Source organism: Microbacterium tumbae (assembly GCF_054780175.1).
In genome coordinates this window covers 707634-731040 of the sequence record NZ_BAAGWV010000001.1, presented here as the reverse complement: position 1 = coordinate 731040, position 23407 = coordinate 707634, and the positions used below count along the sequence as shown (strand labels likewise).

The window sequence follows — 23407 nt, the reverse complement described above, 5'->3', positions numbered from 1 at the left end:
ACTCCCGTGAACGAGAACCGTACCGGCAGCATCCTCCCTCTCCGCATCGTCGCGGCCGTCCTGCTCGCGGCGACGGGGATCATCCACCTCTATCTCGTGCTCACCGGCACGGGCGGCCTCCTCGGCACCCTGTTCGTCCTGAACGGCGTCGCAGGCGTCGTGCTCGCGGTCGCGCTCGTCTGGCTGCGCGGCGGGCTGCTGCGCCTGGCCGCCGTTCTGAGCGTGCTGTTCCTCGTCGCGAGCATCGTGGCGCTCCTGCTCTCGTTGACGGTCGGGCTGTTCGGGATCACCGAGACGTGGAGCAATCCCTTCGTCGTGGCGTCGCTCGTCGTCGAGGCGCTCGGCGTCGTGGCGACCGCCCTCTGCGTCGCGCGGCTGCAGCCGGGAGCAGCGAGTCGCTGAAGGATCTCGGGGCGGCGCGGAGCTCTCCTCGCCGCCCCGGAACGGCTCAGGTCGAAGGCCCCTCCCCGTCGGCGATCGCCGCGCTCATCAGCACGGTGCCGTCGGCGCTGCGGATCTCGATGGCCCGGATCTCGCTTTCATCCAGCGCGGTGCCCGCCGTCAGCCGCGCCGTCGAGCCGGGCTTCGCCTTCCAGGACGAGACCGTCGTCGCCTCGCCCTTCTTGTCCACGACGGCGAGCACGTACGTCCAGGTCTCAGCGGGCGCGGAGCCGTCGGTCCCATCCGGATACGAGCAGGTGAGGTCGATCCTCGTCCCCCACGCGACCTGATCCGTGACCACGGACGCCTCCAGGGGGACCTGTGCCACGTTCGCCATCGGCGTCGGCGCCTCGGTGCCAGGGGACAGCGCCGAGGCGATCCCGATCCCCGCGACGAGGAGCAGTCCGGCCGCTGCGCCCGAGTACCAGATCCGCGCACGGTGGCGACGGCGTCGCCGATCGGCGAGGCGGACGATCGCCTGCCGGTTCGAGGCGTCGGGTCCGTCGACGTCCGTGACGGTCCCCGTATGCGGCGCGACGCGGGACAGCAGTGCGACGGTCGGCATGATCTCCGCGATCATGCCGCGGCACTCCTCGCACGTCGCCAGATGGTCCTCGTATTCGCGTCGCTCCTGGGCGGACAGGGCGCCGACCGCGTAGGCGGCGTCCCACAGCGCGAAGCGCTCGTGGTCGGCGATCATCGCGTCACTCCCCTCTCCTGCAGCGCGAGTCGCAGCGCGCGCAGTCCGTAGTGCAGCCGCGACTTCACCGTGCCCTCGGCGATGTCCAGCTCCGCGGCGGCCTGGACGATGCTGCGGCCCCCGAAGTAGGTGAGCTCGATGACGGCGCGGTGATCCGCGGTGAGGTCGGCGAGCGACTCCTGGATCAGCAGCGCGTCCAGGATGGCGTCGGTGCGATCGGTGAGCATGCGCTCGGGGACGTCGGCGACCGTGATCTCACGCCGCCTCCGCGCGCTGCGCACGTCGTCGATGACGAGGTTGCGGGCCACGGTGAACAGCCACGCACGGACCTTCTCCGGGTCCTGCTCCAGGATCCGGCGGGTGCGCCAGGCCCGGATGAGGGTCTCCTGGATGATGTCGTCCGCGACGGCGCCGTCGCCCACGAGATAGAAGACGTAGCGCCACACGGACTTCGCATGGGCGTCGTACAGCGCGGTCAGTCGTTCGGTATCCCAGGACGGCATCCGGTTCACCCCCTCTGAAAGGTACAACGTGCCCATGGCCTCCGGGGTTCACCCGGGGATCCGCTGAGCCCCCGGGGTTCCCGTGCCGCATCGGCTCGAAGGGGATCACGGCCCTAGACTCCGAGCATGACCATCCCCGGAGCGCACCCCGACGAGCCGCACCGCCAGGGACTCGCCCAGCGTCTGAACTGGCTTCGCGCCGGCGTCCTCGGCGCGAACGACGGGATCGTCTCGACGGCCGCGGTCGTCGTCGGCGTCGCCGGCGCGACGGCGCAGACCGGCCCGGTCCTCATCGCCGGAGCCGCCGCTCTCGTCGGAGGCGCGATCTCCATGGCGCTGGGGGAGTACGTGTCGGTGTCGAGCCAGAGCGACTCCGAGCGGGCGCTCATCGCGAAGGAGCGACGCGAGCTCGCCGAGGAGCCGGAGGAGGAGTTCGCAGAGCTCGTCGGGCTCTACGAGGCGAAGGGCCTCACCCGCGAGACGGCGATACGGGTGGCCACCGAGCTCACAGCCGAGGACGCTCTCTCCGCCCACCTCGCCGTCGAGCTCAACATCGACCAGGATGACGTCGTGAGCCCGTGGCACGCCGCCTTCGCGTCGGCGATCGCCTTCGTCCTCGGCGCCCTGCTGCCGATGGCGACGATGCTGCTCGCGCCGCATCCGCTGCGCATCCTCCTCACCTTCGCGACGGTCCTCATCGCCCTGGCCGTCACCGGCTATGTGGCGGCGTGGATCGGCGGAGCGAACCGAGGACGCGCGATCCTGCGCACGGTGGTCGGCGGAGCGCTCGCGCTCGCCGCGACCTACCTCGTCGGCACGCTGTTCGGGACGACGGTGGCCTGAGCAGGACCGGTCGTCGGCCGGCTGCCCCGCCGATCGCGGATCCGACGTGCGGCGGCGGGAGGCGTCGGCCGCCGTTGTGCAGGACCACTGTGCCGTTGTGCAGGACCACTGTGCCGTTGTGCAGGATCGGTCGGCGAAGCCACCCGGGGATCCGCCGGGAGCGCTGCACGCCGTCGGCCGCTGCTCCTGCAGAATGACCGGCCGGTCCTGCAGAATGACCGGACGGTCCTGCGGAACGGCCGGAGCGGCCTACTCGCCGGAGCTGCGCTTGAACTCGCGCTCCCAGTCGCGCAGCTCGCTGCGGCCGATGAGTGAGTCCATCGAGACCTGGAACAGCAGGGCCTTGCGGGCGTTGACCTGCTTGATGTTGTCGAGGATCTGCCCGCTCAGCGCGGCGAGCGCCTCGCGGACCTCGTCGACGCGCTCGTCCGGGTCGTCCCACAGCTCAGGGTGCGTCAGCAGGTCGAGCAGATAGTCGCGGTCGAGGGCGGCGACGAGCCGGGCGAGCTTGTCGGCGTACTCCGCCTCGGCGAGCGTCGTCTGATCCTCGCCGGCCCGCGCGCCCAGCCGGGCGAACAGCTGCTCGACGTGCGAGACGAGGGCGTCGATCCCCGCGGTCGTCTCCACCGCCACGGGATGCGCAGGCAGGGCGGCGTAGTCGAGGCGCAGCTCGCGCAGCCGCTGCACGCGGGTCCGGATGCTCTCCGGCATCCCGCCGGCTGCTGCCTCCGCCGGCTTGCGGCGACGGCGGCGTGCCAGCACTCCCACGGTTGTGACGGCGGCGGCGACGACCACCACACCGCCGATCACCAGCGGCATCATCCCGAATCCGCCGCCCGGAGCGGTGACCGGAGCATCCGGCGTCTCTTCCACGATCTGCGCGACCGTCTCCGTGAGCCCCTGCTGCAGATTCCCCGCCGCCACCGAATCGTGCTCATTGGCGATCTCGAGCGCCCTGTCGCCGAGGGCATCCGAGTCCGCCATCAGGTTGTCGCCGATCGCGAGGATCACCGTGTCCTGGTCCGCCTTCGCGGCGATGCTTTTGACGAGATAGAGGTCATAGGAGTTCGCGAGCTCCGCATCCTCCGGCAGCACCACCACGGCGATCGACCCGTCCGAGGGCACGACGGCGTTCAGCGCGTCCGCGAGGTCGCCGGACACGCCCGCCTTCGGCGACACGTACACGTTCTCGCCGTCCAGACCCGCGACGGCATCGTCGACCCAGCTGGAACCCGATGCCGTGGACATGTGCGCACCCACCTCAGAAGTTGTTGATGACGGAGGCGAAGACCAGGTCGATGCGCTCGGCGTCCGAGGCGTCGAACAGCTGTCCGCCGGTGGCGTCGGCGATCCGCTGCAGCGCCGTCGAGTCCGCGCCCTCGCCGTAGGCGATCGGGAAGATGCGCACCTGCGCGTCGTCGCCGCTCTCGCCGTCGGCCGTGCCGATCCGCGCGACCAGCGAGTCCAGCGAGGTGCGCGAGTCGGTGTCCTCGCCGTCCGAGAGCACGACGATCGCGTTGATCCGCCCCGGTTCGGCTCGCTCGCTCATCTCCTCGTAGGCGGTGAGGATCGCGTCGTAGAGCGGGGTGCCGTTGCGCTGCGCGTAGCGCAGGTCGTCGAGCGAGGAGTTGAGGTTCTCGCCGTCGGCGCCCAGGGCGCTGACGTCCCGGAGCACCTCGATCCCCTCCCCGGCGTTCGAGGACACCCCGGTCGTGAACGCCCAGACGCCGATCTGATCGGTGGAGCGGAAGTGGTCGAGCGTCGTCTGCGCGCCCTCGATGGCGCCGTCCAGTCGCGATCGGCCGTCGCCGATCGGCTCGTCCATGGAGCCGGAGATGTCGATCAGCTCCAGCACCGAGGAGGGCTTGCGGACCTGGGTCCACTGGTCGATCGCGGTCGAGATCACGTCGACGCCCGGCTTCGGCAGGGTGACCGCCGGCTGGGCCGGGTCCACACCGTACTCCGCGGTGAACAGCTCGCCGAGATCCACCGACTCGTCCAGCGGCCGGAAGCCGTACTCCGGCAGGATCCTCTGCGCGGCGTTCGTCTGCAGGAACACGGCGAAGGCCTCGCCGGCGGTGCGCTGCTCGGCGGTGATCCAGTCGGCGCCGAGAACCGTGACGGGGTTGTCCGACCACATCGAGCCGCCCTCGGGGTACACCGCGACGAGCTTCGTCTTCGGCGGCGTCAGCGTCTCGCCGGGCTGGACGGTGTGCGAGTCGGGGTTGCCCATGTTGTAGTTGAGCAGCGAGGTCTCCTCGAGGGCCACGGCCGACACGTACGAGGATCCGCTCGCACCGTTCTGCGTCTCGTCGTAGAGGGTCGACAGCACGTTGCCGGTGGTGTCGCCGTAGTGGATGACGCACTCCTCGAAGACGCGGGAGAAGTCCTCGGCGGCGTCGACGTCGGCGGAGGTGAGATCGGCCGACTTCCCCGAGGCCTCGTAGGCCTGCATGAGGATCGTCGAGAGCCCGGTCGTCGAGGTGTTCGGGTTCGTCTTGGAGATCTTGAACGCGCCCCAGATGTCCTTGCCGACGCTGCCCCAGCCCTCCGGGTCCTGGCACAGCTGCTCCAGGTCGGTGATGCTGATGGGGTCGTCCGGCCAGCCGAGGGCCTCGGCCATCGGCTGCGGCATCCCGAACACGACGGGGGTTTGCGTGAACGAGGCCGGCTCTCCCACCAGATTCGGGGAGGCGGCGGCCGCCACGCGGTCGGTCCAGACGGTGGATGCCGGGGACCACAGCGTCGGCCAGAGCTCGGTGTCGTCGCTCGGCCAGTCCTCCCCGCTCGTCAGATAGCGCGCCGCGTTCCCCGAGGACACGTTGATCGGCCGGACCGTCGCGCAGACGTCCAGTCCGTCGTGCTCGGGCGACTCCTTGAACGCCGCGGCCAGCTCGTCGAGCATGTTCACCTTCTCCGAGGAGGTGGCGATGGTGATGTGCGTGCAGCCGTCGTCCGTGAAGCCCGACTCGCCGCCGTCGGTCGAGACCTCGTCGCCGGGGGTGCAGCCCGACAGCAGGAGCGCTGCCGCGGCGGCGACGGCGATCGGGCCGGCGAGGCGACGGGCGGAACCACGGGACAGGACTCGGCGTGCGTTCATGGCCCTAGGGTATCGACCTCCTGCGCTCCCGATCACAACCGGCGGTGAACTCGCAGGTCCGGTGGGACGCGGATTCCCTCAGATCCAGCCGCGCTCCTCCGCCATCAGCACCGCCTGCTGGCGGGTCGCGACGTGGAGCTTGGCGAGCACGGCGGAGACGTGATTGCGCACCGTGCCAGGCGCGAGGGACAGAGCGCGGGCGATCTGTCCCGTCGTCTCCCCGCGGCGTCCGGCGCGCAGCACGTCCAGCTCACGATCGGTGAGGGGACTGCGCTCATCGCTCAGCGCGTCGGCGGCGACCTCCGGATCGACGTAGCGGGCGCCGCCGGCGACGCGCCGGATCACCTCGGCCACCTCGTGCGCACCGCGCGACTTCGGCAGGAACCCGGCGACGCCGGAGGCCAGCGCTCGCCGCAGCACGCCGGGACGGGCGTGCCTGGTCACCACGATGCATCGCGTGTCCACGGCCTGCCGCAGCCGTTCCGCGACCTCGGCGCCGTCCAGGCCGGGCATCTCCAGGTCGAGCAGGCAGACGTCCGGCGTCAGCCGCATGGCTTCGGCCACCGCCTCGATGCCGTCGGCGCATTCGGCGACCACGTCGATGTCGTCCTCCAGGCGCAGCAGCGCCGCGAGGGCGGAGCGGATCATCGCCTCGTCGTCCGCCAGCAGGACCCGGATCACGGCTTCTCCTCCGGAACGTCCACCGTGACGGCGAACTCCTGCCTGCCGCGCTGGAACCGCACCTCGCCGCCCGCCTCCGCCACGCGCCGCGCGATCCCTTCGAGACCCGCGCCGTCCTCGGCCGGGTCGTCGCCGCCCGCGTCGTTCGCGATCTCGTAGCGCCATCCCGTGCCGGTGCGCAGGAGCGACAGGCGCGCCCAGCGGCCGCCGCCATGACGCAGCGCGTTGGTCGTCGTCTCGCGGATCACCGGGCCGAGGGCGGATGCCGGGGCATCCACCGCCCCGGCATCCACCGTCGACTCCGCCGCCGTTCCCGCCGCCCGGAGCAGGTCGACGGCGTTCGCGATCTCGTCGACGAGCGGCACCGTCCGAAACCGCAGTGCGAGGTCGCGCGTCCCCTGCCGGGCCTCGTCGACGCTGCTCCGCGCGAGCCGCAGCTGCTCCATCGCGGCGGCGGGGTCCTTCTCCATCAGCCGCTCGGCGAGCTCGAGCTGCAGCGCGACGACCTGAAGGTGGTGCCCCTGCAGATCGTGCACGTCCGTGGCGACGCGCAGCCGCTCCTGCGTGGCGCCCAGACGCGCCTCGGCGGCGCGCGCCCTGTCCAGCGTTATCAGGACGTCCCACCACCACAGCGAGACCACCGTGATCACGGGCAGGGTCACGGCGAAGAATCCGAGGACCCACCACGTCGCGGGTTCCGTGGCGTCGCCGGGATGCAGGGCGGAACGCTGGTCGACGACCCAGACGACGATCAGGAGCACGGTCGCCGCCAGCACCAGACGCAGCCGGACGCCGCGGGGCCAGTTGAGCAGGGCGAGCGGCTGGAGGATCGCGAAGGCGAGGACGAGCCAGAGACCGCTCAGCAGACCGGCGGTGACTCCGTAGGCGGCGCAGAGGAGCAGGGGCGGCACGAGCACGCGCCAGCCGCCCAGGCCTGCGGCATCCTCGCGATGACGGTACCGGGCGAGCGGCACGAGGGTCGCGGCGACCCATGCGAGTCCGCCGAGGCCGGCGACGGCGATCGTCAGGCGGTCTCCGTCCCCCTCGGCCAGCACCCCCACCAGGGCGGCCACGACGGCGAGCTCGAAGAAGACGACGGCGGATGCCGTGTACCACCAGGTCGCCGTGATGCTGCGGGCGAGGCGCCGGTCTCCGTCAGGCACGGGCGCCGCATCGCCGGCACCGGACGCGAGGGGACGGATCATGGCATCCACCATAGGACCATGACAGATGTCACCCGAGGGGCGTGACGACTCCACGGGAAGCGGTGACAGCGGGGCACTTACCCGCACCCGCGTCTGCCGGTGGACTAGTGGCATACCGAGCGGAACGCCCGTCTCGGTCACCGACGGGAGTGCACCATGAACCTCATCGAGACCTTCCAGAACCTGGTGGCGCAGGTTCCCGAGCTGATCCAGCCGTTGATCGTCGCGCTCGCCGGCGCCGTGCCCTTCATCGAGGGGGAGGGCGCCGCCTCCATCGGCATCATCGGCGGCATCCATCCTCTCGTCGCGGCGATCGCCGCCATCGTCGGCAACTTCCTGTGCGTGGCGATCCTCGTCATGGTGAGCGCGGGGGCGAGGGATGCCGTGGTCGCACGCCGCAGGGCCCGCGCGCAGGCCGCCGCCGCGTTCGGCGGCGCGTCGGCCGTCTCGCTCGAGCCGGTCTCCGCCGAGGTCCCGATCGAGAACGAGCGCAAGGCGGCGCGCAGCGCCAAGTTCCAGCGGGCCTTCGAGCGCTACGGCGTTCCCGGCGTGAGCCTGCTCGGACCGCTCCTGCTGCCGACGCACTTCACCGCGACCATGCTCGCCGCCTCAGGGGTCGGCAAGGTCCGCATCCTCGTCTGGCAGGCGGTGGCGATCGTCGGCTGGACGACCCTGCTCACCCTGATCGTCACCGGTGTCATCAGCGCGGTGCGCTGAGCTCCTCGCTCAGGCCGGGATCACCTCGTCGGCGCCGAACAGGGCGCGAAGGCCCTCCGTGCCGCCAGCTGCGTGCGCACGCAGCTGGCGCTGCGCGCCGGTGCCGTCCGTGCGCACGCGGCGCAGACGATCCTCGACGAAGGCCTGGTCGCCGGCATCCTGCAGCGCGTCGGACACCGTCTCCATCAGGAGGGGGAGGATGCCGGTCGCGGGCTCGACCCCTCCCGTGCGGGGATTCAGCAGATCGGCCTCGAGGCCCTCGCGCGCCGCCATCCACAGCGCCGCGTCGATCGCGTCCGTGTCGATGGGCGCCGGTGCGGGCGCGGAGACCAGCAGCGCGCGGGTCAGCGTCGCGACGAGGAGCGTGTCGTCCGTGGTGAGCTGTGCGTCGAAGACCCGGACCTCCACGGTCGGGTAGCGGTCGGACGCCCGTGCCGCCCATGCGAGGGAGGCGATGTCCGGCGCCGCGCCCAGTCGGACGAGCCGGTCGACGCTCTCCCGGTAGTGGGTCGCGTCGGCGAAGACCGGTGGGCAGCCCATCGTCGGCAGCCGTCTCAGCAGGACGCTCCGCCAGCTCTGGTAGCCGGTCTCACGGCCGTGCCAGAAGGGTGCGTTCCCGCTCAGCGCCAGGAGGACGGGAAGCCAGGGGCGCAACCGGTTGAGCGCGCGGATGCGCTCCTCCTCATCCGCGATCTCGGTGTGCACGTGCAGGCCGTTGACCTGGTGCCCGCCCGAGATGTCTCCCAGCCATTCGGCGATGCGCGCGTAGCGCGCGGAGGGCGAGACGGTCGTGGCCTCTCCTGTGCCGAACGGCGTCCCGGTTCCGGCGGCGATCGCTCCGTGCTCCGCCGCGAACCTGCCGAGCGCGCTGCGGAACCCGTCGAGCTCGGCGCGCGCCTCGTCGGCGCTCCCCACGGGCGAGGTCGCATGCTCCACCTGGCACGTCAGGAACTCCGTCGTGACGGTGCCGGGCAGCTGCTCCGCGCGCATCGCGTCGCTGGCGGCCACCCCCAGGGGGCAGCCGCCAGCGTGGCACGGTCGAGGAGGACGAACTCCTCCTCGACCCCGAATCGCGTCACTTCTCGAACGCGTCCTTGACGTCGTCGCCGGCCTTCTTCAGATCGGCCTTGGCCTGATCGATCCGGCCTTCGCGCTCGAGGTCCTCGTTGTCGGTCGCCTTGCCGACGCCCTCCTTGATGTGGCCGACGGCGTCTTCTGCGGCGTGCTTCGCCTTGTCTGCGATTCCCATTCGTCCGTTCCCTTCGTCGCGGATCCGTGATCCGTGAATCCACTCTCGGATGCCGGCGCGGATTGCGCGAAGGGGTTGACGGGGCCCGGCGCAGCGGTTAGGACGCGGGCGCCTCGAACGAGCCGACGCCTCGCGGTGACGGGGGAGATGGGGCGACGGATGCTGCATCCGTGCTGTGCGCCTCATCTCCTCCCGAAACCTGCGATCCCGAAGGATCCTCTTTCCCTGCCTTCACGGGCCGGCCCGGGGTCTTCCCCCATGGACGCGGCCGCTCATCCTCCCCTATGGTGAAGGTGCATGCGCAAGGGGTTTCGATCGTCCTCGTCTTACCCCAGAAGACGATGGTTCTCCCCAGAGCCGGACGATCCGCGCATGCGATTGGGCCCTCTCGAGTAGTTCAGTCCCCAATGGGCTACTCGAGGGGGCCGCTCTCTTGTCATCATCCCACGAATTTCGAAAAATGTCCCCCAAATGGGGGACAAGAATCTTCGTTTGGGGTTAGGCTGTACGGGACGCACCCTCCGGTCGTCTTCTGGCCCTCATCGCTCCCCCCGCGATGGGGGCCACCTCTTTGTCCCGGAGGCGCGCCGTCGTCCTGTCGCACGGGTGCGCGTATGACGTCCATGCAACATTTGGATTACCTTCTTGCCCCTGCTCTTGCCCGCAGGTCCTGCTCCACTACCGTTAGCAACGTCGGTGCATCTCCTGCGTCGGCTTCTTTTCCAGCAGAACAGGCAGTACATGAGCACCCAGGGCACGGTCAAGTGGTTCAACTCGGAGAAGGGCTTCGGCTTCATCTCCCCTGACGACGGAGGCGCCGACGTGTTCGCGCACTACTCCGCCATCCAGTCCAACGGCTACCGCTCGCTCGACGAGAACCAGCGCGTCGAGTTCGATGTGGCGCAGGGCCCCAAGGGCCTGCAGGCCGAGAACATCCGCCCCCTCTGAGGGCGATTCTTCACAGGACTCCCCGACCGGAGGCGCAGGACCGCGCATCCGGCGGGGAGTCCTGTGCTTGCGGCCGGTGAAAGTCGCCTCTGACACGTCAGGCCGCATCCGCCGCCACTGCCTCGGCCGGCTCGGACGGGTAAGCCTTCGAGCCCGTACGGGCTCAGTTTCGTGCCTCCAGGCTCACGCCGGCTCAGTTCGGCACCTCCGCGCTGTCCTGCAGGTGCCTTATTGAGCCGGCGACGTGTGCCGTGGCCGGGTGCGCCATCAGGCCGACTGCCGCCATGGCGGCGTCGAGCCCTCGCGATCACGCGGGGAGCAGGAGCGATCGCAACTCGTCGACGGACGAGACCCGGAAGGTCGCCTCGTCGCCCTCGCGCGGGTCGCTGAAGCCCCATCCGACGAAGATCACGGGGATGCCGTTCGCGATCGCGCCCTCGACATCGTGGTGCCGGTCGCCGACGAGCACAGGGCGGGAGACGTCGGCCCCCCGTGCGCTCAGCCGGCGCAGCGCCTCGGCGACGATGTCGGTCTTCGCCGCCAGTGTGGCCTCGTCGGGGGTCGAGCCGACCGTGGCGAGGAAGTCCGGCCGCAGGCCGAAGTGGTCGACGAGGGCGTCGACCTGGGCCTCCGGCTTCGAGCTGGCCGTCGCCTGGGGCACGCCGCCGGCGTGCAGATCGTGGATGAGATCGGTGATCCCCGGGTAGGTGACGGCATCCGTCGTGTACCCGTCGGCCTTGCCGAGCGTGCGGTAGAACGCGACCGCCTCGGTCGACTCCGCGGGCGTCATGCCGGCCTGGTCCTGGAACGACTGGAACATCGGCGGGCCTATCCAGTGCGTCAGCTCCTCACGGACGGGCGGCTGCCTGCCGAAGTGGGTGAGCGCGATCGTGAGGCGACGGAGGATTCCGACGGATGCGTCGACGATCGTGCCGTCGACGTCCCACAGCACGCAGGAGTAAGGGGAGCGGGGCATGACTCCAGCCTAGGGCGCGTCTGCGGCCCGAGCCGCCGTGAGCAGCGGGCCGCGGACCCTATGACGCGGCGTGGCGTGAACCATCGGGGACGCCGTCGGCCTGAGGCACACCGGCGACCTCGACCCTGATCCCTGACGATCGCAGTCGCTCGATGTGCTCGGCGCCCGTCTTCGAGTCGACGATCACGAGATCGAACTCGTCGAGGGCGGCGAGCCGGTGCAGCGCCCGCCTGCCGAACTTCGTGTGATCCACCAGGAGGATCCGGCGCGCCGACGCCTCGAACATCGCCCGCTTCGTGTCGACCGTGTCGACGCTCTGGTGGTAGCAGATGTCGTCGGTGACGGCCGAGGTCGACATGATGAAGGTGTCCGCGCGCAGGCCGGCGATGGTCTCGATCGTCATCCGGCCCATGAACGCGCTGCACCAGTTGTAGTAGCTCCCGCCGAGGGATATCAGGGAGATCCCCCGGACCGAATGCAGGACGTTCATGAGGGTGAGCACGTTGGTGATGACGGTCAGCGGCGTCCGCGCACCGAGGAGATGCGCGAGATGCATCACGGTGGTGGAGTCGTCGAGGAAGATCGCCTCGCCGGGATCGATGTGCTGGAGGACGGCGCGGGCGAGCGCCTCCTTCTCCGCGCTCTGCAGCCCTGCCCGGTAGACATCGCTGGATTCGACCAGGCTCGTGGAGAGCACGGTCGCCATCCCTCGCGCCTTGCGGAGCAGTCCCTGCTCCTGGAGGTCGTCGAGGTCGCGGTGCACCGTCATCTTCGAGATGCCGAAGCGCTCGGCGAGGTCGTCGATGCGTATCGCGCCCTCGTCCATGACCGCCTGCGAGATGGCGCGCTGACGCGCCGCCTGCCGAGACTGCCGGGGATCCAGCGCCTGATCCACATCGACCCCTTCCGTCGCGTCCTCTGCGGGAACCGTCACGGCCGTCATCGTCGCCAGTCCTCGTCATGACGGCTCATGCATTCATGCCCGTATCCGCTCACGCTACAGCTTGAGGTCGCGCGATGAGCTCGTCGAGCACCGCGCGGAGGCCTGCGACGTCATGGGCGCGGCGTCCGAGGAAGAGACCGTCCACCTCTGCGCCGAGCCGCTCCAGCGAGCCGGGCCCGGCTGTGCCGCCGTAGATCACCCGGGAGTCTGTGAGACCGCGGACGTCGAGTCGGTCGCGGAGCGCGGTCGCGACGGCTCGCACATGGTCGGGCGGGGCCGGGCGATCGGCGCCGATCGCCCATTGCGGCTCGTAGGCGACCACGAGGCGATCCGGCACGGTCTCCGCCAGCGCCGCATCGAGCTGACGGATGCACGCCGTGACCGCGTCCTCCGGGCGACCGCGCTCCTCCTCGCCGATGCAGAGCAGCGGGGTGAGGCGGTTGCGCACCGCGGCGGTGACGCGGCGGGCGACGCTCCGATCGGTGTCGCCGAAGAGGCGCCGGCGCTCCGCGTGCCCGATCTCGACCCACCGGCATCCGATCTGCGTCAGGCTGGGCCCGCCGACCGCACCGGTGTAGGGACCGGAGTCCTCCCAGAACAGATCCTGAGCTCCCACCTCGATGGGCGTGCCGTCGACGACGTCCACGACGGCGTGCAGATCGGTGTACGCGGGGAAGACGACGAGAGAGACCCGGCCGGTGAGCAGTGCGGGATGCCCCTCGGCGACGGCTGCGGCCTTGCGCGCCCAGGCCAGCGTCTGCTCGTGGTCCAGGTACATCTTCAGGCTCACGCCGATCAGCGGACGGCGCACTCTGCTCATGCGCGGTCGCGCGCGAGGTTCTCGCGCTCCAGCTCCGTCAGGATGCGCACCTTCTCCCCGGAGGGCGACGCATCGTCGAAACGGTAGCCGATCCACTCGCCGGCGAGGCGCCTGGCCAGCTGCAGTCCGATCACCCGCTGGCCGAGGCACAGCACCTGGGCGTCGTTGCTCAGCACGGACCGTTCGACGGAGTACGAGTCATGGGCGGTCACCGCGCGGATCCCGGCCACCTTGTTGGCGGAGATCGCCATCCCGAGGCCGGTTCCGCAGATCAGGAGCGCGCGGTCGGCCGCGCCGCGCCGCACCATCCCGGCGGCTTCCACGGCGACTCTCGGATAGGGCGTTCGGCCTTCCGCATCGACGCCCACGTCGATGACGTCCGCGACGCGCTCGTCCGCGAGGAGATCCGCTTTCAGCGCCTCCTTGTACTCGTATCCTGCGTCATCGGAACCGATGACGATGTGCAGGCCGTCCTCCATGTCCTACTCCTTCTCGTCGGTCTGATCGATGACCCGGTCGACGACGCGCAGGACGAGCGCGAGCGAGACCGCTCCCGGGTCGGGCGTGCCGATGCTCCGTTCGGCGTGGGTCCGCGCCCGTCCGGCCCCTGGAAGCAGGTCCGCAGTGGCGGCGGCCGCCGCCTCGGCGACGTCTGCCGCCAAGGACCAGGCCAGGGGCAGCGGGCCGTCCGATCCTGCGAGTGCGCGGCCGAAGGGGGCGAGGACGTCCAGGAGCGTCTTGTCGCCGATGCGCGCCCCGCCCCGGCGAGCGATCTCGTCCGCGGCGTCGGAGACCGCGGCGGCGATGTCGGCGGTGCGCGGGATCGCGGCGTCGCCGCAGGCTCGCGCGATGCGGTCCAGGAGCAGGCCCCAGAGCATCCCCGACGTGCCCCCGGCGTCATCCGCCCATGCGTCGCCGGCCTGCGCGAGGGCGGTGCCGAGTCCTGCGCCGTCCGCGGCGGCGCGCTCGCAGGCGCGGCGTGCCGATCGTGCGCCGCGCAGCATCCCGATCCCGTGATCGCCATCGCCGGCGACGGCGTCGAGCGCGCCGAGCCTCTCCGCCGCGTCCTCGAGCTCCGCCTCGACGGCGCGCAGGACGGTGACGGCGACGGACGCCGCGCTGCGCGACTCCGCGGACGCCTCGGGGACGCGGGCGCGGGACGCAGGGTCCTGCGGCGCGGCCGACGTGCTCGGCGCGATGTCGTCCTGGGCGTGCGTCTCCGAGGCGGCGGGCATCCTGCGGAAGGCCGCGGCATCCGCAGGCGCGAGCCACGCCGGCTCCGTCTCCTCGTCGAGGAGGGCGATGGTGAGCGAGGCGCCGGCCATCTCGAAGCTCGTCACCAGCTCGCCGACCTCCGGCGCGACGACGGTGATGCCGCGCCGGTCGAGCAGCGTCCGCACGCGGCCGTACAGCAGGTGCAGCTCCTCCCCCGCGACGGCGCCGAGGCCGTTGAGCAGTACGGCGACGCGCGCATTCCGCACGTCCTCGTCCGAGCCCAGATCGTCCAGGACGCGACTCACGAGGAGGTCGGCGAGGTCGTCCGCCGACGGCGTGGGGATCAGCTCGAGTCCGGGTTCGCCGTGGATGCCCATCCCCACGGCGGTCGACCCGGCTGGCACCGTGAACAGCGGTGCGGATGCGCCGGGAAGGGTGCATCCGCTGAAGGCGACTCCGAGCGATCGGGTGCACCGGTTCATGCGCTGCGTGGCGGAGAGGACCGCGGCGAGAGGAGCGCCTGACTCGGCGACGGCAGCCGCGACCTTGAGGACGACGACGTCGCCGGCGATGCCGCGGCGGCGGTCGCGATGCTCGACCGGCGCGCTCGCGACGTCGTCGGCGACGGCGATCGTCGCGCACGCGATGCCGTCGGCGCGGAGCAGCTCGGCCGCGCGCTCGAAGTTCAGCACGTCGCCGGCGTAGTTGCCGAAGACGAGAAGCACGCCGCCGCCCCGGTGCGCCGCCCGTGCCACGTCGAGGATCTGCCGCGCTGACGGGGAGGCGAAGACGTCGCCGAGGGCAGCCGCGTGGGCGAGCCCGCGCCCGACGAGGCCGCCGAAGGCGGGGTAGTGCCCCGCCCCGCCCCCTGTGACGATCGCGACCTCGCCCCGGACGCCGGCTCCTGCGCGCATGACGCCTCCTGGCGTGCGGACGATCCGTCCGGGATGCGCGGCGACGAGGCCGTCCACGGCCTGTGCGGCGAACCGGGCCGGCTCGTTCACCAGGAAGGTCATTGCGGATGCTCCTCTCGTCGCCGTCGCAGGCGGGATGCGTGTGAAGTCACACAAGCATGAAAGCGTCACACATGTCAACATGAGATCTCGCATATGAGAGCCTCGCCGTCACGGCGAAATCTCGAGAAAATCGCGGAAAAACAGGGATTTCTTGTATCGAGATGATCGAATCGGATACTCGGACTTGCGTGACATATGAGAGATGTGGTGAGATCGGCACAGCTCATAAATGAGTGGTCATCCCACAATGGAGAGGCAGGGACATGCGGGTAACAGGGTGCGAGGTCTTCCCGGTGGCGAACCCGACGCCGGAGGTGGGCGGCCCCGTCTGGGTCTTCGTCCGCCTGGACACGGACGAGGGGATCTCGGGGTACGGCGAGGTCTTCCCCTCGTCGGTGTTCTCGCCGCCCCTCGTCCTCGAGAAGCAGATCGAGGCGATGGTCGCGGACTTCTTGGTCGGGCGGCCCGCGCAGGACATCGAGTCCTTCTTCCACCGCGTGCACAACAGCCATTACTCGCACACCGGCGACCTGACCAAGGCCGCGATCCTCAGCGCCCTCGAGATCGCCCTCTGGGACATCCGGGGGAAGAGCCTGGGCGTCCCGGTGCACGACCTGCTCGGCGGCAGGATGCGCGAGTCGGTGCGGATGTACACCTATCTGAACCCGCCTTCGGATGCCGCGTCGTCCGACGCCTTCTGGGCCGACCCCGAGGCTGTGGGACGGAGAGCCGCCGAGCTCGTCGACGAGGGGTTCACCGGTCTCAAGCTGGACCCCTTCCCGCTGCTGACCAGCGGTGACTCGCTCGCGGGCCAGTTCGTCCCCGTCCAGCCGACGCTGGAGCTGCTCGACAAGACCGAGTCGCTCGTGGCCGCCGTCCGCGCGGCCGTGGGCTCGCGGGCCGATGTCATGCTCGGCACCCACGGCCAGTTCACCGCATCCGGCGCCCTGCGGGTGGCGAAGCGGATCGAACGGTTCGACCTGCTCTGGTTCGAGGAGCCGGTTCCGCCGCAGCTCGCGGAGGAGATGGCGGTCGTCGCGCGCGGCACCCGCACACCGATCGCGGCGGGCGAGCGGCTCACGAGCAAGGCGGAGTTCGCCCGCCTCATCCGTCACGACGCCGCGTCGATCTTCAACCTCGACGTCACCCAGGTCGGCGGGCTGCTGGAGTCCAAGAAGATCGCTGCCCTCGCCGAGGCGAACAACCGGCAGGTGACGCCGCACGTCTTCGGCGGGCCGCTGGTGGCCGCTGCGTCCCTGCACTTCGCGCTCTCGGTCCCCAACCTCGTGGTGATGGAGGGTAACGGGCGGTACGAGGGCACCTACGCCGAGCTCATCGACCCGCCGCTGGACTGGCGCGACGGCCGGATGCGCCCCAACGGGCGCCCCGGTCTCGGAGCCGATCTCGACGAGGAGCGCGCCCGCCGCTGGCGGGTCGGCCCAGAGCACGCCTTCCAGTACGCCAGGACCCCCACCGCGTACTGAACGACCTGAACCGCAGAACGCACCACCAACCAACGGAGGAAAGATGAAGAAGAGGGCAGCAATGGCGCTGGCGGGCACGCTGGCGATGGGACTCGCGATGTCGGGATGCGCCGGATCGGCGGAGTCCGACGAGGACGTCACCCTGACCTACTGGGCGACGAACCAGGGCCCGAGCATCCCCGCGGACGAGGAGATCCTCACCGCGGAGCTGGACAAGTTCACCGAGCAGACCGGGATCGAGGTCGATCTCGAGGTGATCGGCTGGCCGGACATCAACAACCGGATCCTGGCGGCGGCCAGCACGGGTCGAGGCCCGGACGTGCTGAACTTCGGCAACACGAACGCGTACATGTTCGGCTCGACCGGAGCCCTCATGGAGCTGGACGAAGCGGCCCTGGACGCGATCGGGGGCCGTGACCGGTACATTCCGGCGGTCTTCGGCACGAGCGATCTCGACCCGATCACGTCCGTTCCGCTGTACTCCCAGGTGTACGGCCTCTTCTACAACAAGAAGATGTTCGCCGACGCCGGCCTCGAGCCGCCGACGACCTGGCAGGAGTTCCGCGACGCGGCCGAGGCGCTCACCGACCCTGCCACGGACACCTACGGGTTCACCTTCCCCGGCGCGAGCATCAGCACCACGATGCACATGCTCTACGTCTACGGCCGGCAGAACGGCGGCACGCCCTTCGACGACGACTCCGCCCCGACCTTCACCACCGAGGGGATGGTCGCGGGTGCGGACCAGCTCGTCGACGTGTTCCGCAGCGGCGTGGTCAACCCGGCCGCCGTGCAGTACATCAACGGCGGAGACTCCGCGAACGACTTCGCGCAGGGGCGCGCGGCGATGGTGTTCCTGCAGAGCGGCAGCATCGCGACGATCCTCGCCGGAGGGATGACCACCGACGACTTCGGCGTCGTCCCGCTCCCCGTGCTCGACCCGCTGCCCTCCGGCGGCGACCCCGTCACCAGCATGATCGCGGGGACGAACATCGCCGTGTTCGACTCCACCGATCACAAGGACGCGGCTCTCGAGCTGGTGAAGTTCATGACCAGCCCGGAGGAGCTCGAGATCCTGGACAAGGCCTACCAGGTGCTGCCGGTGCTCAAGGACTCCCCGCTGGACTTCATGGAGTACGAGGATGCGGCGCAGACCTTCGTGGACATCCTCGAGGACGGCGCTCAGCCGCTGCCGGTCACCGGTGACAACAACTCCTTCCAGACCAACGCCGGAGGCGCGATGACGCAGATCTTCGGCCGGGTCTCGACGGGGGAGACCGTGACGATCGACGACATCAGGACCGCGCTGAGCGACGCGCAGGACCAGATGCCGGTCCAGTGATCGCGCCCCATCCCACCATCCGGGTCGACGGCGTCCGTCGGCGTCGACCCGGATCCCCCTCCGCGCGTTCCGGCGCCCGGATGCCGTCAGCCTCTCCAGGACAGGACAGCGCATGTCTGCGAACCCATTGACCTCCACCCGCCCGAGGGGATCCTCGCCCGATCGTCCGCCGAGCCGGCGGCGACGGGTCTTCCGGGCGACCCCGTATCTCCTCATCGGCATCGCCGTACTGATGGAGCTGCTGGTGCACATCTTCCCGATGATCGCGGGGATGCTGACCAGCCTGTTCCAGCTGAACCAGTACCACATCAGGGAATGGCTCGAGGCGCCGTTCGTCGGGCTGGAGAACTTCCGCGTCGCCCTCGACTTCAACTCCTCGATCGGCGCGGGGATGCTGCACTCCTTCGGCATCACGATCCTGTACGCCGTGCTCGTCGTGGGAATCTCCTGGGCCTTCGGCTTCGCGGCGGCCGTCGCCCTGCAGAACGCCTTCAAGGGCCGCGGCCTGCTGCGCACGGTCTTCCTCATCCCTTACGCGATGCCCGTCTTCGCCGGCGTCATCGTCTGGAGCTTCATGTTCCAGCGCGACAGCGGTCTGGTGAACCACCTGCTGGTCGACGTCCTCCATGTCTACGACGACCCGCAGTTCTGGCTGCTGGGCGACAAGGCCTTCGGGGCCATGGTCGTCGTGGACGTCTGGCGCACCTGGCCGTTCGCCTTCCTCACGCTGATGGCGGGGATGCAGTCGATCCCCGACGAGCTCTACGAGGCGTCGGCACTGGACGGCGCAGATCAGTGGAAGCAGATGCGGCACATCACGCTGCGCATGCTCCGCCCGGTGAACACGGTGCTGATCCTCATGCTCTTCCTCTGGTCGTTCAACGACTTCAACACCCCGTTCGTCCTCTTCGGGCCCACGCCTCCGGAGAGCGCCGACCTCATAACCATCCACATCTACGGAGCCTCGTTCAGCAACTGGAACTTCGGGCTGGGGTCCGCGATGTCCGTCCTGATGCTGATCTTCCTGCTCATCGTCACCGCCGTGTGGTTCGCGTGGAATAGGAGAGGGGAACGCGATGAATAAGGACCAGCTGTCCTTCCGTATCTTCCGCTGGACGACCGTGGTCGTCCTGACGATCTTCAGCCTCATACCGATCTACGTGATGGTCACCTCGTCGCTGAAGCCGCTCGCAGAGGTGAAGAACAGCTTCGAGTGGTGGCCGAGGAATCTCACCTTCGAGGCGTTCTTCGAGATGTGGGAGACCGTTCCGCTCGGCCGCTACTTCGTGAACAGCGTGGTGGTCTGCTCGATCGCCACCCTGCTCGCCGTGGTCATCGCCCTCTTCGCCGCCTACGGGATCTCCCGCTACCGGTTCCACGGCCGGACGGCGTTCCTGCGGACGGTGCTGGCCACGCAGATGTTCCCCGGCGTGCTGTTCCTGATGCCGCTGTTCCTGCTGTTCGTCAACATCGACGAGCTCATCGGCGTGGACGCGCTCTATCAGACGCGCCTCGGGCTGATCATCACGTTCCTCACGTTCAAGCTGCCGTTCGCGATCTGGATGCTCGTCGGATACCTCGACGGCGTGCCGAAGGAGCTCGACGAGTCGGCGAAGGTGGACGGCACGACGAGCATGGGCGCGCTGCTGCGCATCGTCGTCCCCGTGGCTCGTCCGGGGATCATCGCGGTGGCCGTGTACTGCTTCATGACGTCCTGGGGCGAGATCCTGTTCTCGTCGGTGATGACGAACGCCGACACGGCGACGATCGCGATCGGCCTGCAGCAGTACTCCACGCAGCTCGACGTGTACTGGAACCAGATCATGGCGGCATCCCTCGTGGTGAGCGCGCCCATCGTGATCATCTTCATGCTGGTGCAGCGCAACCTCGTCACCGGTCTCGCCTCGGGGAGCGTGAAGTGAGCGGGCTGCGGCTGATCTGCGCGACGATCGTCCCGCTCCGCGTCGACGGCGGTCTCGACGAACCGGGGCTCGAGGTCCTGTTCGACGGCCTCTACGCCTCCGGGATCCGCGAGGTCTTCACCCCGGGCACCACGGGGGAGTTCACCGCGCTCGACGACGCCGAACGGCGCACCGTGATCGCCCGCGCGGTGGAGAGGTTCGGGGCGGAAGGCGTCTACGCCCATGTCGGCGCGGCGACCACCGCGCAGGCGGTGCGGCACGCCCGTGCCGCATGGGACGCGGGAGCCCGGCGGTTCGCCGCCATCACCCCCTACTTCGTCACCGCGGGCAGGAGATCGGTGCGGGAGTACTACGAGGCGATCACGAGAGAGGTGCCCGGCGGCGAGGTGTACGCGTACATCTACCGTGCGTTCGCGTCGACCGATGTGACCCCGGCAGAGCTCGCGGAGCTCGCGAGCATCCCCGGAGTCGCGGGGGCGAAGATCAGTGGAAGGGATGCGGCGGCCGTCGCGGAGTATCTCGCCGCGGTTCCCGCCGGCTTCCCCGTCTTCTCCGGCGCGGATCGCGACGTGATCCGCGCCGTGCAGGCAGGGGCGGCGGGCATCGTCTCGGGCGTGAGCGCCGTCTTCCCCGAGCCCTTCCTCCGCGCGATCGGCGAACTCACCGCCCACGAAGGGGATCTCGCGGCGACGCAGCGCGACATCGACGAGGCGGTCGCCCTGGTCGGCGGCGGCGACTTCGCGATGCTCAAGGCCGGGGTCGGCCTCCGCGGTCTCCCCGCTGGACCTCTCCGGATCGCCGTCGACCCGCCGGACGACGAGGATCTCGACCGGCTCGCCGTCGCCGTCCGCGCCGGAGCCTTCGGATCGTCGCCGCCCGCGGGCGTCCGCAACGAGCGCGGCGGCGCGGCTTCCGCATCCGCCGCCATCAGCATCCCAGGAAGCATCTCAGGAACAGGAGAAGAGAAATGACCAGCAGGAGAGTCGTCGTCACAGGAGCGAGCTCGGGGATCGGTGCGGCCACGGTGCGGCTCTTCCGGGAGCACGGATGGGCTGTGGTCGCCGTCGCGCGCCGTGCGGAGCGGCTGGCCGACCTGGCCGCGGAGACCGGGGCGGACGTGTTCGCGGCGGACCTCACCGACCAGGCGAGCGTCGACGCGCTGCGCGATCATCTGGCCGCGACGGGACCGTTGCACGCCGTGGTCAACAACGCCGGCGGCGCCTTCGGCATGGCCTCGGTGGAGGAGAGCGCCGTCGAGGACTGGCAGCGGATGTACGACATCAACGTGCTCGGCACCAAGCGGATGATCTCGGCGACGCTGCCGCTGCTGCGCCAGGCGGCGCGGGAGACGGGCGGCGCGGACCTGCTCACGGTCACGTCGATCGCCGGTCATGTGGTGTCCGAGAACGGCGGCGGGTACAACGCCGCGAAGTTCGCCGAGCACGCCCTGGTGGCCGCTCTGCGTCTCGAACTCGCCGGCGAGCCGCTCCGCGTGATCGAGGTCGCGCCCGGGATGGTGAAGACCGACGAGTTCCTGCTCACGCGATTCCAGGGGGACGCCGGCCGCCGCGACGCGATCTACGACGGGGTGCCCGATCCGCTGGTCGCCGAGGACATCGCCAGGGAGATCGTGCATGCCGTCGAGCTGCCCGCGCACGTGAACATCGACCTCGTCACGGTGAAGCCGGTGTCGCAGCCGGCGACCTGGAAGGTCGTCCGTCAGCCGCTGAAGGTGGCGGACCCGCGATGACCGGAGAGAAGATCTACGCAGACCGCGAGGTGTGGTTCCTCACCGGCAGCGTGCAGCTGTACGGACCGGAGACGCTCGCCCAGGTGGCTGCTCAATCGCAGGTGGTCGCCGAGCGCCTCGGCGACGCGGACGACATCCCGGTCCGGATCGTCTGGAAGCCGGTCCTCACCGGCAGCGAAGGCATCCGCCGGGCCGCCCTGGAGGCCAACTCCGACGACCGCGTCATCGGGGTGATCGTGTGGATGCACACGTTCAGCCCGGCGAAGATGTGGATCGCCGGACTGGATGCCCTGGACAAGCCGCTGCTGCACCTGCACACGCAGGCGAACATCGAGCTGCCCTGGGCCACGATCGACTTCGACTTCATGAACCTCAACCAGTCGGCGCACGGCGACCGGGAGTTCGCGTACATCGCGGCCAGACTCGACACCTCCCGAACCGTCGTGGTCGGCCATGTGTCCGATCCCGTTGTGACGGGGGAGGTCGCGACCTGGACCCGTGCCGCAGCCGGGCGTTCGGCCGCTCGATCGCTGCGCGTCATGCGCTTCGGGGACAACATGCGCGATGTCGCGGTCACGGAGGGGGACAAGACGGAGGCGCAGGTGCGCTTCGGCGCCCAGGTCAACACCTGGGGCGTCGAGGACCTCACGGCGGCGGTCGCAGAGGTCGCCGATGCGGAGGCCGATGCGCTGGTCGCCGAGTACGCGGACCTCTACGAGCTCGTCCCTGAGCTTCGGCGCGGAGGGGAACGGCACGAGTCGCTCCGCTACGCCGCGCGGCAGGAGGCGGCGCTCCGGCATCTGCTGGCGCAGCAGGGGGCGAGGGCGTTCACGACGACCTTCGAGGATCTCGGCGGTCTGCGTCAGCTCCCCGGCTTCGCGGTGCAGCGCCTCATGGCGGATGGATTCGGGTTCGGACCCGAGGGCGACTGGAAGACATCGATCCTCGTCCACGTGGCCAAGGTCATGGGGGCGGGGCTCCCCGGCGGCGCGTCGCTCATGGAGGACTACACCTACGACCTCACCCCGGGCGAGGAGCGGATCCTCGGCTCGCACATGCTGGAGATCTGCTCCACGCTCACGACCATGAGGCCGAAGGTCGAGATCCATCCCCTCGGGATCGGCTCCAGGGAGGACCCGGTGCGGATGGTGTTCGACGCCGAGCCCGGGCAGGGCGTCGTCGTCGCGCTGACCGACATGCGCGATCGGTTCCGGTTCACCGTGAACGCGATCGATGTGGTCGACCCCCCTGAGGCGCTTCCGAACCTGCCCGTGGCGCGCGCCGTGTGGCGGCCTCGACCCGATTTCCGCACGGCGACGACGGCATGGCTGCATTCGGGCGGTGCTCACCACACCGTGCTGAGCACTCAGCTGGGAGCAGCGGTGTGGGAGGAGTTCGGCGAGATGACACGCTCGGAGGTGCTGGTGATCGACGAGCGGACGACCGTTCCGGACTTCCGCAGGCAGCTGCGCTGGGGCTCGGCCTATCATCGCCTGGCGCGGGGGATCTGACTCCCGCGTCCTGATCCGCCTGTTCTGACCCGGTCGCGGCC

The 23407-nt window shown here is 70.0% G+C and carries 24 protein-coding genes; 11 read left to right on the top strand and 13 right to left on the bottom strand.

Translation table 11 applies throughout. The annotated features are described in order from the left end of the window. Positions 1 to 6: 6 nt before the first annotated feature. Positions 7 to 402, top strand: a complete 396-nt coding sequence (locus ACYVGQ_RS03455; protein WP_460783125.1) for a hypothetical protein — start codon at positions 7 to 9, stop codon at positions 400 to 402. Positions 403 to 448: 46 nt separating this feature from the next. Here ACYVGQ_RS03455 and ACYVGQ_RS03450 read toward each other — a convergent pair whose 3' ends face one another. After that, positions 449 to 1141 (bottom strand): anti-sigma factor, encoded by a 693-nt coding sequence (locus tag ACYVGQ_RS03450; RefSeq protein WP_460783124.1) that lies wholly within the window; start codon positions 1139 to 1141, stop codon positions 449 to 451. Further along, complete coding sequence (locus tag ACYVGQ_RS03445) at positions 1138 to 1644, bottom strand: sigma-70 family RNA polymerase sigma factor (RefSeq protein WP_460783123.1); 507 nt, start codon at positions 1642 to 1644, stop codon at positions 1138 to 1140. Before ACYVGQ_RS03445 ends, ACYVGQ_RS03450 begins: the two co-directional genes overlap by 4 nt. Positions 1645 to 1770: 126 nt before the next feature. Here ACYVGQ_RS03445 and ACYVGQ_RS03440 point away from each other — a divergent pair, with 126 nt between their 5' ends. Beyond that, positions 1771 to 2487, top strand: coding sequence for a VIT1/CCC1 transporter family protein (locus ACYVGQ_RS03440; RefSeq protein ID WP_460783122.1), 717 nt, complete (start codon positions 1771 to 1773; stop codon positions 2485 to 2487). Positions 2488 to 2736: 249 nt separating this feature from the next. On the opposite strand, the gene ACYVGQ_RS03435 is transcribed toward ACYVGQ_RS03440, so the two are convergent. The 4 genes from ACYVGQ_RS03435 to ACYVGQ_RS03420 all read right to left on the bottom strand — a co-directional run bounded on the left by ACYVGQ_RS03435 (position 2737) and on the right by ACYVGQ_RS03420 (position 7473). After that, positions 2737 to 3735, bottom strand: coding sequence for a hypothetical protein (locus tag ACYVGQ_RS03435; RefSeq protein WP_460783121.1), 999 nt, complete (start codon positions 3733 to 3735; stop codon positions 2737 to 2739). Between the two features lie 13 nt (positions 3736 to 3748). After that, positions 3749 to 5587, bottom strand: a complete 1839-nt coding sequence (locus ACYVGQ_RS03430) for a substrate-binding and vWA domain-containing protein (protein WP_460783120.1) — start codon at positions 5585 to 5587, stop codon at positions 3749 to 3751. Between the two features lie 78 nt (positions 5588 to 5665). After that, entirely contained in the window at positions 5666 to 6268 is a 603-nt protein-coding gene (locus tag ACYVGQ_RS03425) for a response regulator (RefSeq protein ID WP_460783119.1), read from the bottom strand. Beyond that, positions 6265 to 7473: a sensor histidine kinase gene (locus ACYVGQ_RS03420; RefSeq protein WP_460783118.1), complete on the bottom strand. Its 1209-nt coding sequence runs from the start codon at positions 7471 to 7473 to the stop codon at positions 6265 to 6267. Before ACYVGQ_RS03420 ends, ACYVGQ_RS03425 begins: the two co-directional genes overlap by 4 nt. 156 nt (positions 7474 to 7629) lie before the next feature. On the opposite strand from ACYVGQ_RS03420, the gene ACYVGQ_RS03415 reads away from it, so the two are divergent. Then, the gene (locus tag ACYVGQ_RS03415; protein WP_460783117.1) at positions 7630 to 8190 is read left to right on the top strand and encodes a small multidrug efflux protein; all 561 of its coding nucleotides are present in this window, start codon (positions 7630 to 7632) and stop codon (positions 8188 to 8190) included. Between the two features lie 9 nt (positions 8191 to 8199). Here ACYVGQ_RS03415 and ACYVGQ_RS03410 read toward each other — a convergent pair whose 3' ends face one another. Both ACYVGQ_RS03410 and ACYVGQ_RS03405 read right to left on the bottom strand, forming a co-directional pair. Then, positions 8200 to 9198 carry a carboxylate-amine ligase gene (locus ACYVGQ_RS03410; RefSeq protein WP_460783116.1) on the bottom strand — a complete coding sequence of 333 codons (999 nt, stop codon included), beginning with the start codon at positions 9196 to 9198 and terminating at the stop codon, positions 8200 to 8202. A gap of 67 nt (positions 9199 to 9265) precedes the next feature. After that, the gene (locus ACYVGQ_RS03405; RefSeq protein ID WP_460783115.1) at positions 9266 to 9439 is read right to left on the bottom strand and encodes a CsbD family protein; all 174 of its coding nucleotides are present in this window, start codon (positions 9437 to 9439) and stop codon (positions 9266 to 9268) included. 741 nt (positions 9440 to 10180) lie between these two features. Here ACYVGQ_RS03405 and ACYVGQ_RS03400 point away from each other — a divergent pair. Beyond that, positions 10181 to 10387 (top strand): cold-shock protein, encoded by a 207-nt coding sequence (locus ACYVGQ_RS03400; protein WP_110555044.1) that lies wholly within the window; start codon positions 10181 to 10183, stop codon positions 10385 to 10387. A gap of 307 nt (positions 10388 to 10694) precedes the next feature. On the opposite strand, the gene ACYVGQ_RS03395 is transcribed toward ACYVGQ_RS03400, so the two are convergent. Genes ACYVGQ_RS03395 through ACYVGQ_RS03375 form a run of 5 tightly spaced genes read right to left on the bottom strand, consistent with a single transcriptional unit; the run spans position 10695 to position 15357 of the window. Continuing rightward, a complete protein-coding gene (locus tag ACYVGQ_RS03395) occupies positions 10695 to 11363 on the bottom strand; it encodes an HAD hydrolase-like protein (protein ID WP_460783114.1) in 669 nt (222 codons plus the stop codon). A gap of 58 nt (positions 11364 to 11421) precedes the next feature. Further along, positions 11422 to 12297 (bottom strand): DeoR/GlpR family DNA-binding transcription regulator, encoded by an 876-nt coding sequence (locus ACYVGQ_RS03390; protein ID WP_460783113.1) that lies wholly within the window; start codon positions 12295 to 12297, stop codon positions 11422 to 11424. A 58-nt stretch (positions 12298 to 12355) separates the two neighbouring features. Then, positions 12356 to 13126, bottom strand: a complete 771-nt coding sequence (locus tag ACYVGQ_RS03385; protein ID WP_460783112.1) for a triose-phosphate isomerase family protein — start codon at positions 13124 to 13126, stop codon at positions 12356 to 12358. Further along, entirely contained in the window at positions 13123 to 13605 is a 483-nt protein-coding gene (locus tag ACYVGQ_RS03380; protein ID WP_460783111.1) for a ribose-5-phosphate isomerase, read from the bottom strand. The genes ACYVGQ_RS03385 and ACYVGQ_RS03380 overlap by 4 nt, the downstream gene beginning before the upstream one ends. Positions 13606 to 13608: 3 nt before the next feature. After that, complete coding sequence (locus tag ACYVGQ_RS03375; RefSeq protein WP_460783110.1) at positions 13609 to 15357, bottom strand: dihydroxyacetone kinase family protein; 1749 nt, start codon at positions 15355 to 15357, stop codon at positions 13609 to 13611. Between the two features lie 293 nt (positions 15358 to 15650). Between ACYVGQ_RS03375 and ACYVGQ_RS03370 the strand changes: the two genes are divergently transcribed. The 7 genes from ACYVGQ_RS03370 (at position 15651) to araA (ending at position 23366) form a co-directional block, all read left to right on the top strand. Then, on the top strand, positions 15651 to 16841 hold the full coding sequence (locus ACYVGQ_RS03370) for a mandelate racemase/muconate lactonizing enzyme family protein (RefSeq protein ID WP_460783109.1): 1191 nt from the start codon (positions 15651 to 15653) through the stop codon (positions 16839 to 16841). Positions 16842 to 16884: 43 nt separating this feature from the next. After that, complete coding sequence (locus tag ACYVGQ_RS03365; RefSeq protein ID WP_460783108.1) at positions 16885 to 18183, top strand: ABC transporter substrate-binding protein; 1299 nt, start codon at positions 16885 to 16887, stop codon at positions 18181 to 18183. 112 nt (positions 18184 to 18295) lie between these two features. Beyond that, positions 18296 to 19267 carry a carbohydrate ABC transporter permease gene (locus ACYVGQ_RS03360; protein ID WP_460783107.1) on the top strand — a complete coding sequence of 324 codons (972 nt, stop codon included), beginning with the start codon at positions 18296 to 18298 and terminating at the stop codon, positions 19265 to 19267. Next, on the top strand, positions 19260 to 20105 hold the full coding sequence (locus ACYVGQ_RS03355) for a carbohydrate ABC transporter permease (protein WP_460783106.1): 846 nt from the start codon (positions 19260 to 19262) through the stop codon (positions 20103 to 20105). The genes ACYVGQ_RS03360 and ACYVGQ_RS03355 overlap by 8 nt, the downstream gene beginning before the upstream one ends. After that, on the top strand, positions 20102 to 21076 hold the full coding sequence (locus ACYVGQ_RS03350; protein WP_460783105.1) for a dihydrodipicolinate synthase family protein: 975 nt from the start codon (positions 20102 to 20104) through the stop codon (positions 21074 to 21076). Before ACYVGQ_RS03355 ends, ACYVGQ_RS03350 begins: the two co-directional genes overlap by 4 nt. Then, positions 21073 to 21855, top strand: a complete 783-nt coding sequence (locus ACYVGQ_RS03345; protein WP_460783104.1) for an SDR family oxidoreductase — start codon at positions 21073 to 21075, stop codon at positions 21853 to 21855. Before ACYVGQ_RS03350 ends, ACYVGQ_RS03345 begins: the two co-directional genes overlap by 4 nt. Then, entirely contained in the window at positions 21852 to 23366 is a 1515-nt protein-coding gene (gene araA, locus ACYVGQ_RS03340; protein ID WP_460783103.1) for an L-arabinose isomerase, read from the top strand. The genes ACYVGQ_RS03345 and araA overlap by 4 nt, the downstream gene beginning before the upstream one ends. Positions 23367 to 23407 lie beyond the last annotated feature (41 nt).

Excerpts from the sequence above, each read along its gene's own strand:
- ACYVGQ_RS03450 (WP_460783124.1), bottom strand. The coding sequence starts at position 1,141 with ATGATCGCCGACCACGAGCGCTTCGCGCTGTGGGACGCCGCCTACGCG.
- ACYVGQ_RS03445 (WP_460783123.1), bottom strand. The coding sequence starts at position 1,644 with ATGCCGTCCTGGGATACCGAACGACTGACCGCGCTGTACGACGCCCAT.
- ACYVGQ_RS03440 (WP_460783122.1), top strand. The coding sequence starts at position 1,771 with ATGACCATCCCCGGAGCGCACCCCGACGAGCCGCACCGCCAGGGACTC.
- ACYVGQ_RS03435 (WP_460783121.1), bottom strand. The coding sequence starts at position 3,735 with ATGTCCACGGCATCGGGTTCCAGCTGGGTCGACGATGCCGTCGCGGGT.
- ACYVGQ_RS03430 (WP_460783120.1), bottom strand. The coding sequence starts at position 5,587 with ATGAACGCACGCCGAGTCCTGTCCCGTGGTTCCGCCCGTCGCCTCGCC.
- ACYVGQ_RS03420 (WP_460783118.1), bottom strand. The coding sequence starts at position 7,473 with ATGATCCGTCCCCTCGCGTCCGGTGCCGGCGATGCGGCGCCCGTGCCT.
- ACYVGQ_RS03415 (WP_460783117.1), top strand. The coding sequence starts at position 7,630 with ATGAACCTCATCGAGACCTTCCAGAACCTGGTGGCGCAGGTTCCCGAG.
- ACYVGQ_RS03405 (WP_460783115.1), bottom strand. The coding sequence starts at position 9,439 with ATGGGAATCGCAGACAAGGCGAAGCACGCCGCAGAAGACGCCGTCGGC.
- ACYVGQ_RS03400 (WP_110555044.1), top strand. The coding sequence starts at position 10,181 with ATGAGCACCCAGGGCACGGTCAAGTGGTTCAACTCGGAGAAGGGCTTC.
- ACYVGQ_RS03395 (WP_460783114.1), bottom strand. The coding sequence starts at position 11,363 with ATGCCCCGCTCCCCTTACTCCTGCGTGCTGTGGGACGTCGACGGCACG.
- ACYVGQ_RS03385 (WP_460783112.1), bottom strand. The coding sequence starts at position 13,126 with ATGAGCAGAGTGCGCCGTCCGCTGATCGGCGTGAGCCTGAAGATGTAC.
- ACYVGQ_RS03380 (WP_460783111.1), bottom strand. The coding sequence starts at position 13,605 with ATGGAGGACGGCCTGCACATCGTCATCGGTTCCGATGACGCAGGATAC.
- ACYVGQ_RS03375 (WP_460783110.1), bottom strand. The coding sequence starts at position 15,357 with ATGACCTTCCTGGTGAACGAGCCGGCCCGGTTCGCCGCACAGGCCGTG.
- ACYVGQ_RS03365 (WP_460783108.1), top strand. The coding sequence starts at position 16,885 with ATGAAGAAGAGGGCAGCAATGGCGCTGGCGGGCACGCTGGCGATGGGA.
- ACYVGQ_RS03360 (WP_460783107.1), top strand. The coding sequence starts at position 18,296 with ATGTCTGCGAACCCATTGACCTCCACCCGCCCGAGGGGATCCTCGCCC.
- ACYVGQ_RS03355 (WP_460783106.1), top strand. The coding sequence starts at position 19,260 with ATGAATAAGGACCAGCTGTCCTTCCGTATCTTCCGCTGGACGACCGTG.
- ACYVGQ_RS03345 (WP_460783104.1), top strand. The coding sequence starts at position 21,073 with ATGACCAGCAGGAGAGTCGTCGTCACAGGAGCGAGCTCGGGGATCGGT.
- araA (WP_460783103.1), top strand. The coding sequence starts at position 21,852 with ATGACCGGAGAGAAGATCTACGCAGACCGCGAGGTGTGGTTCCTCACC.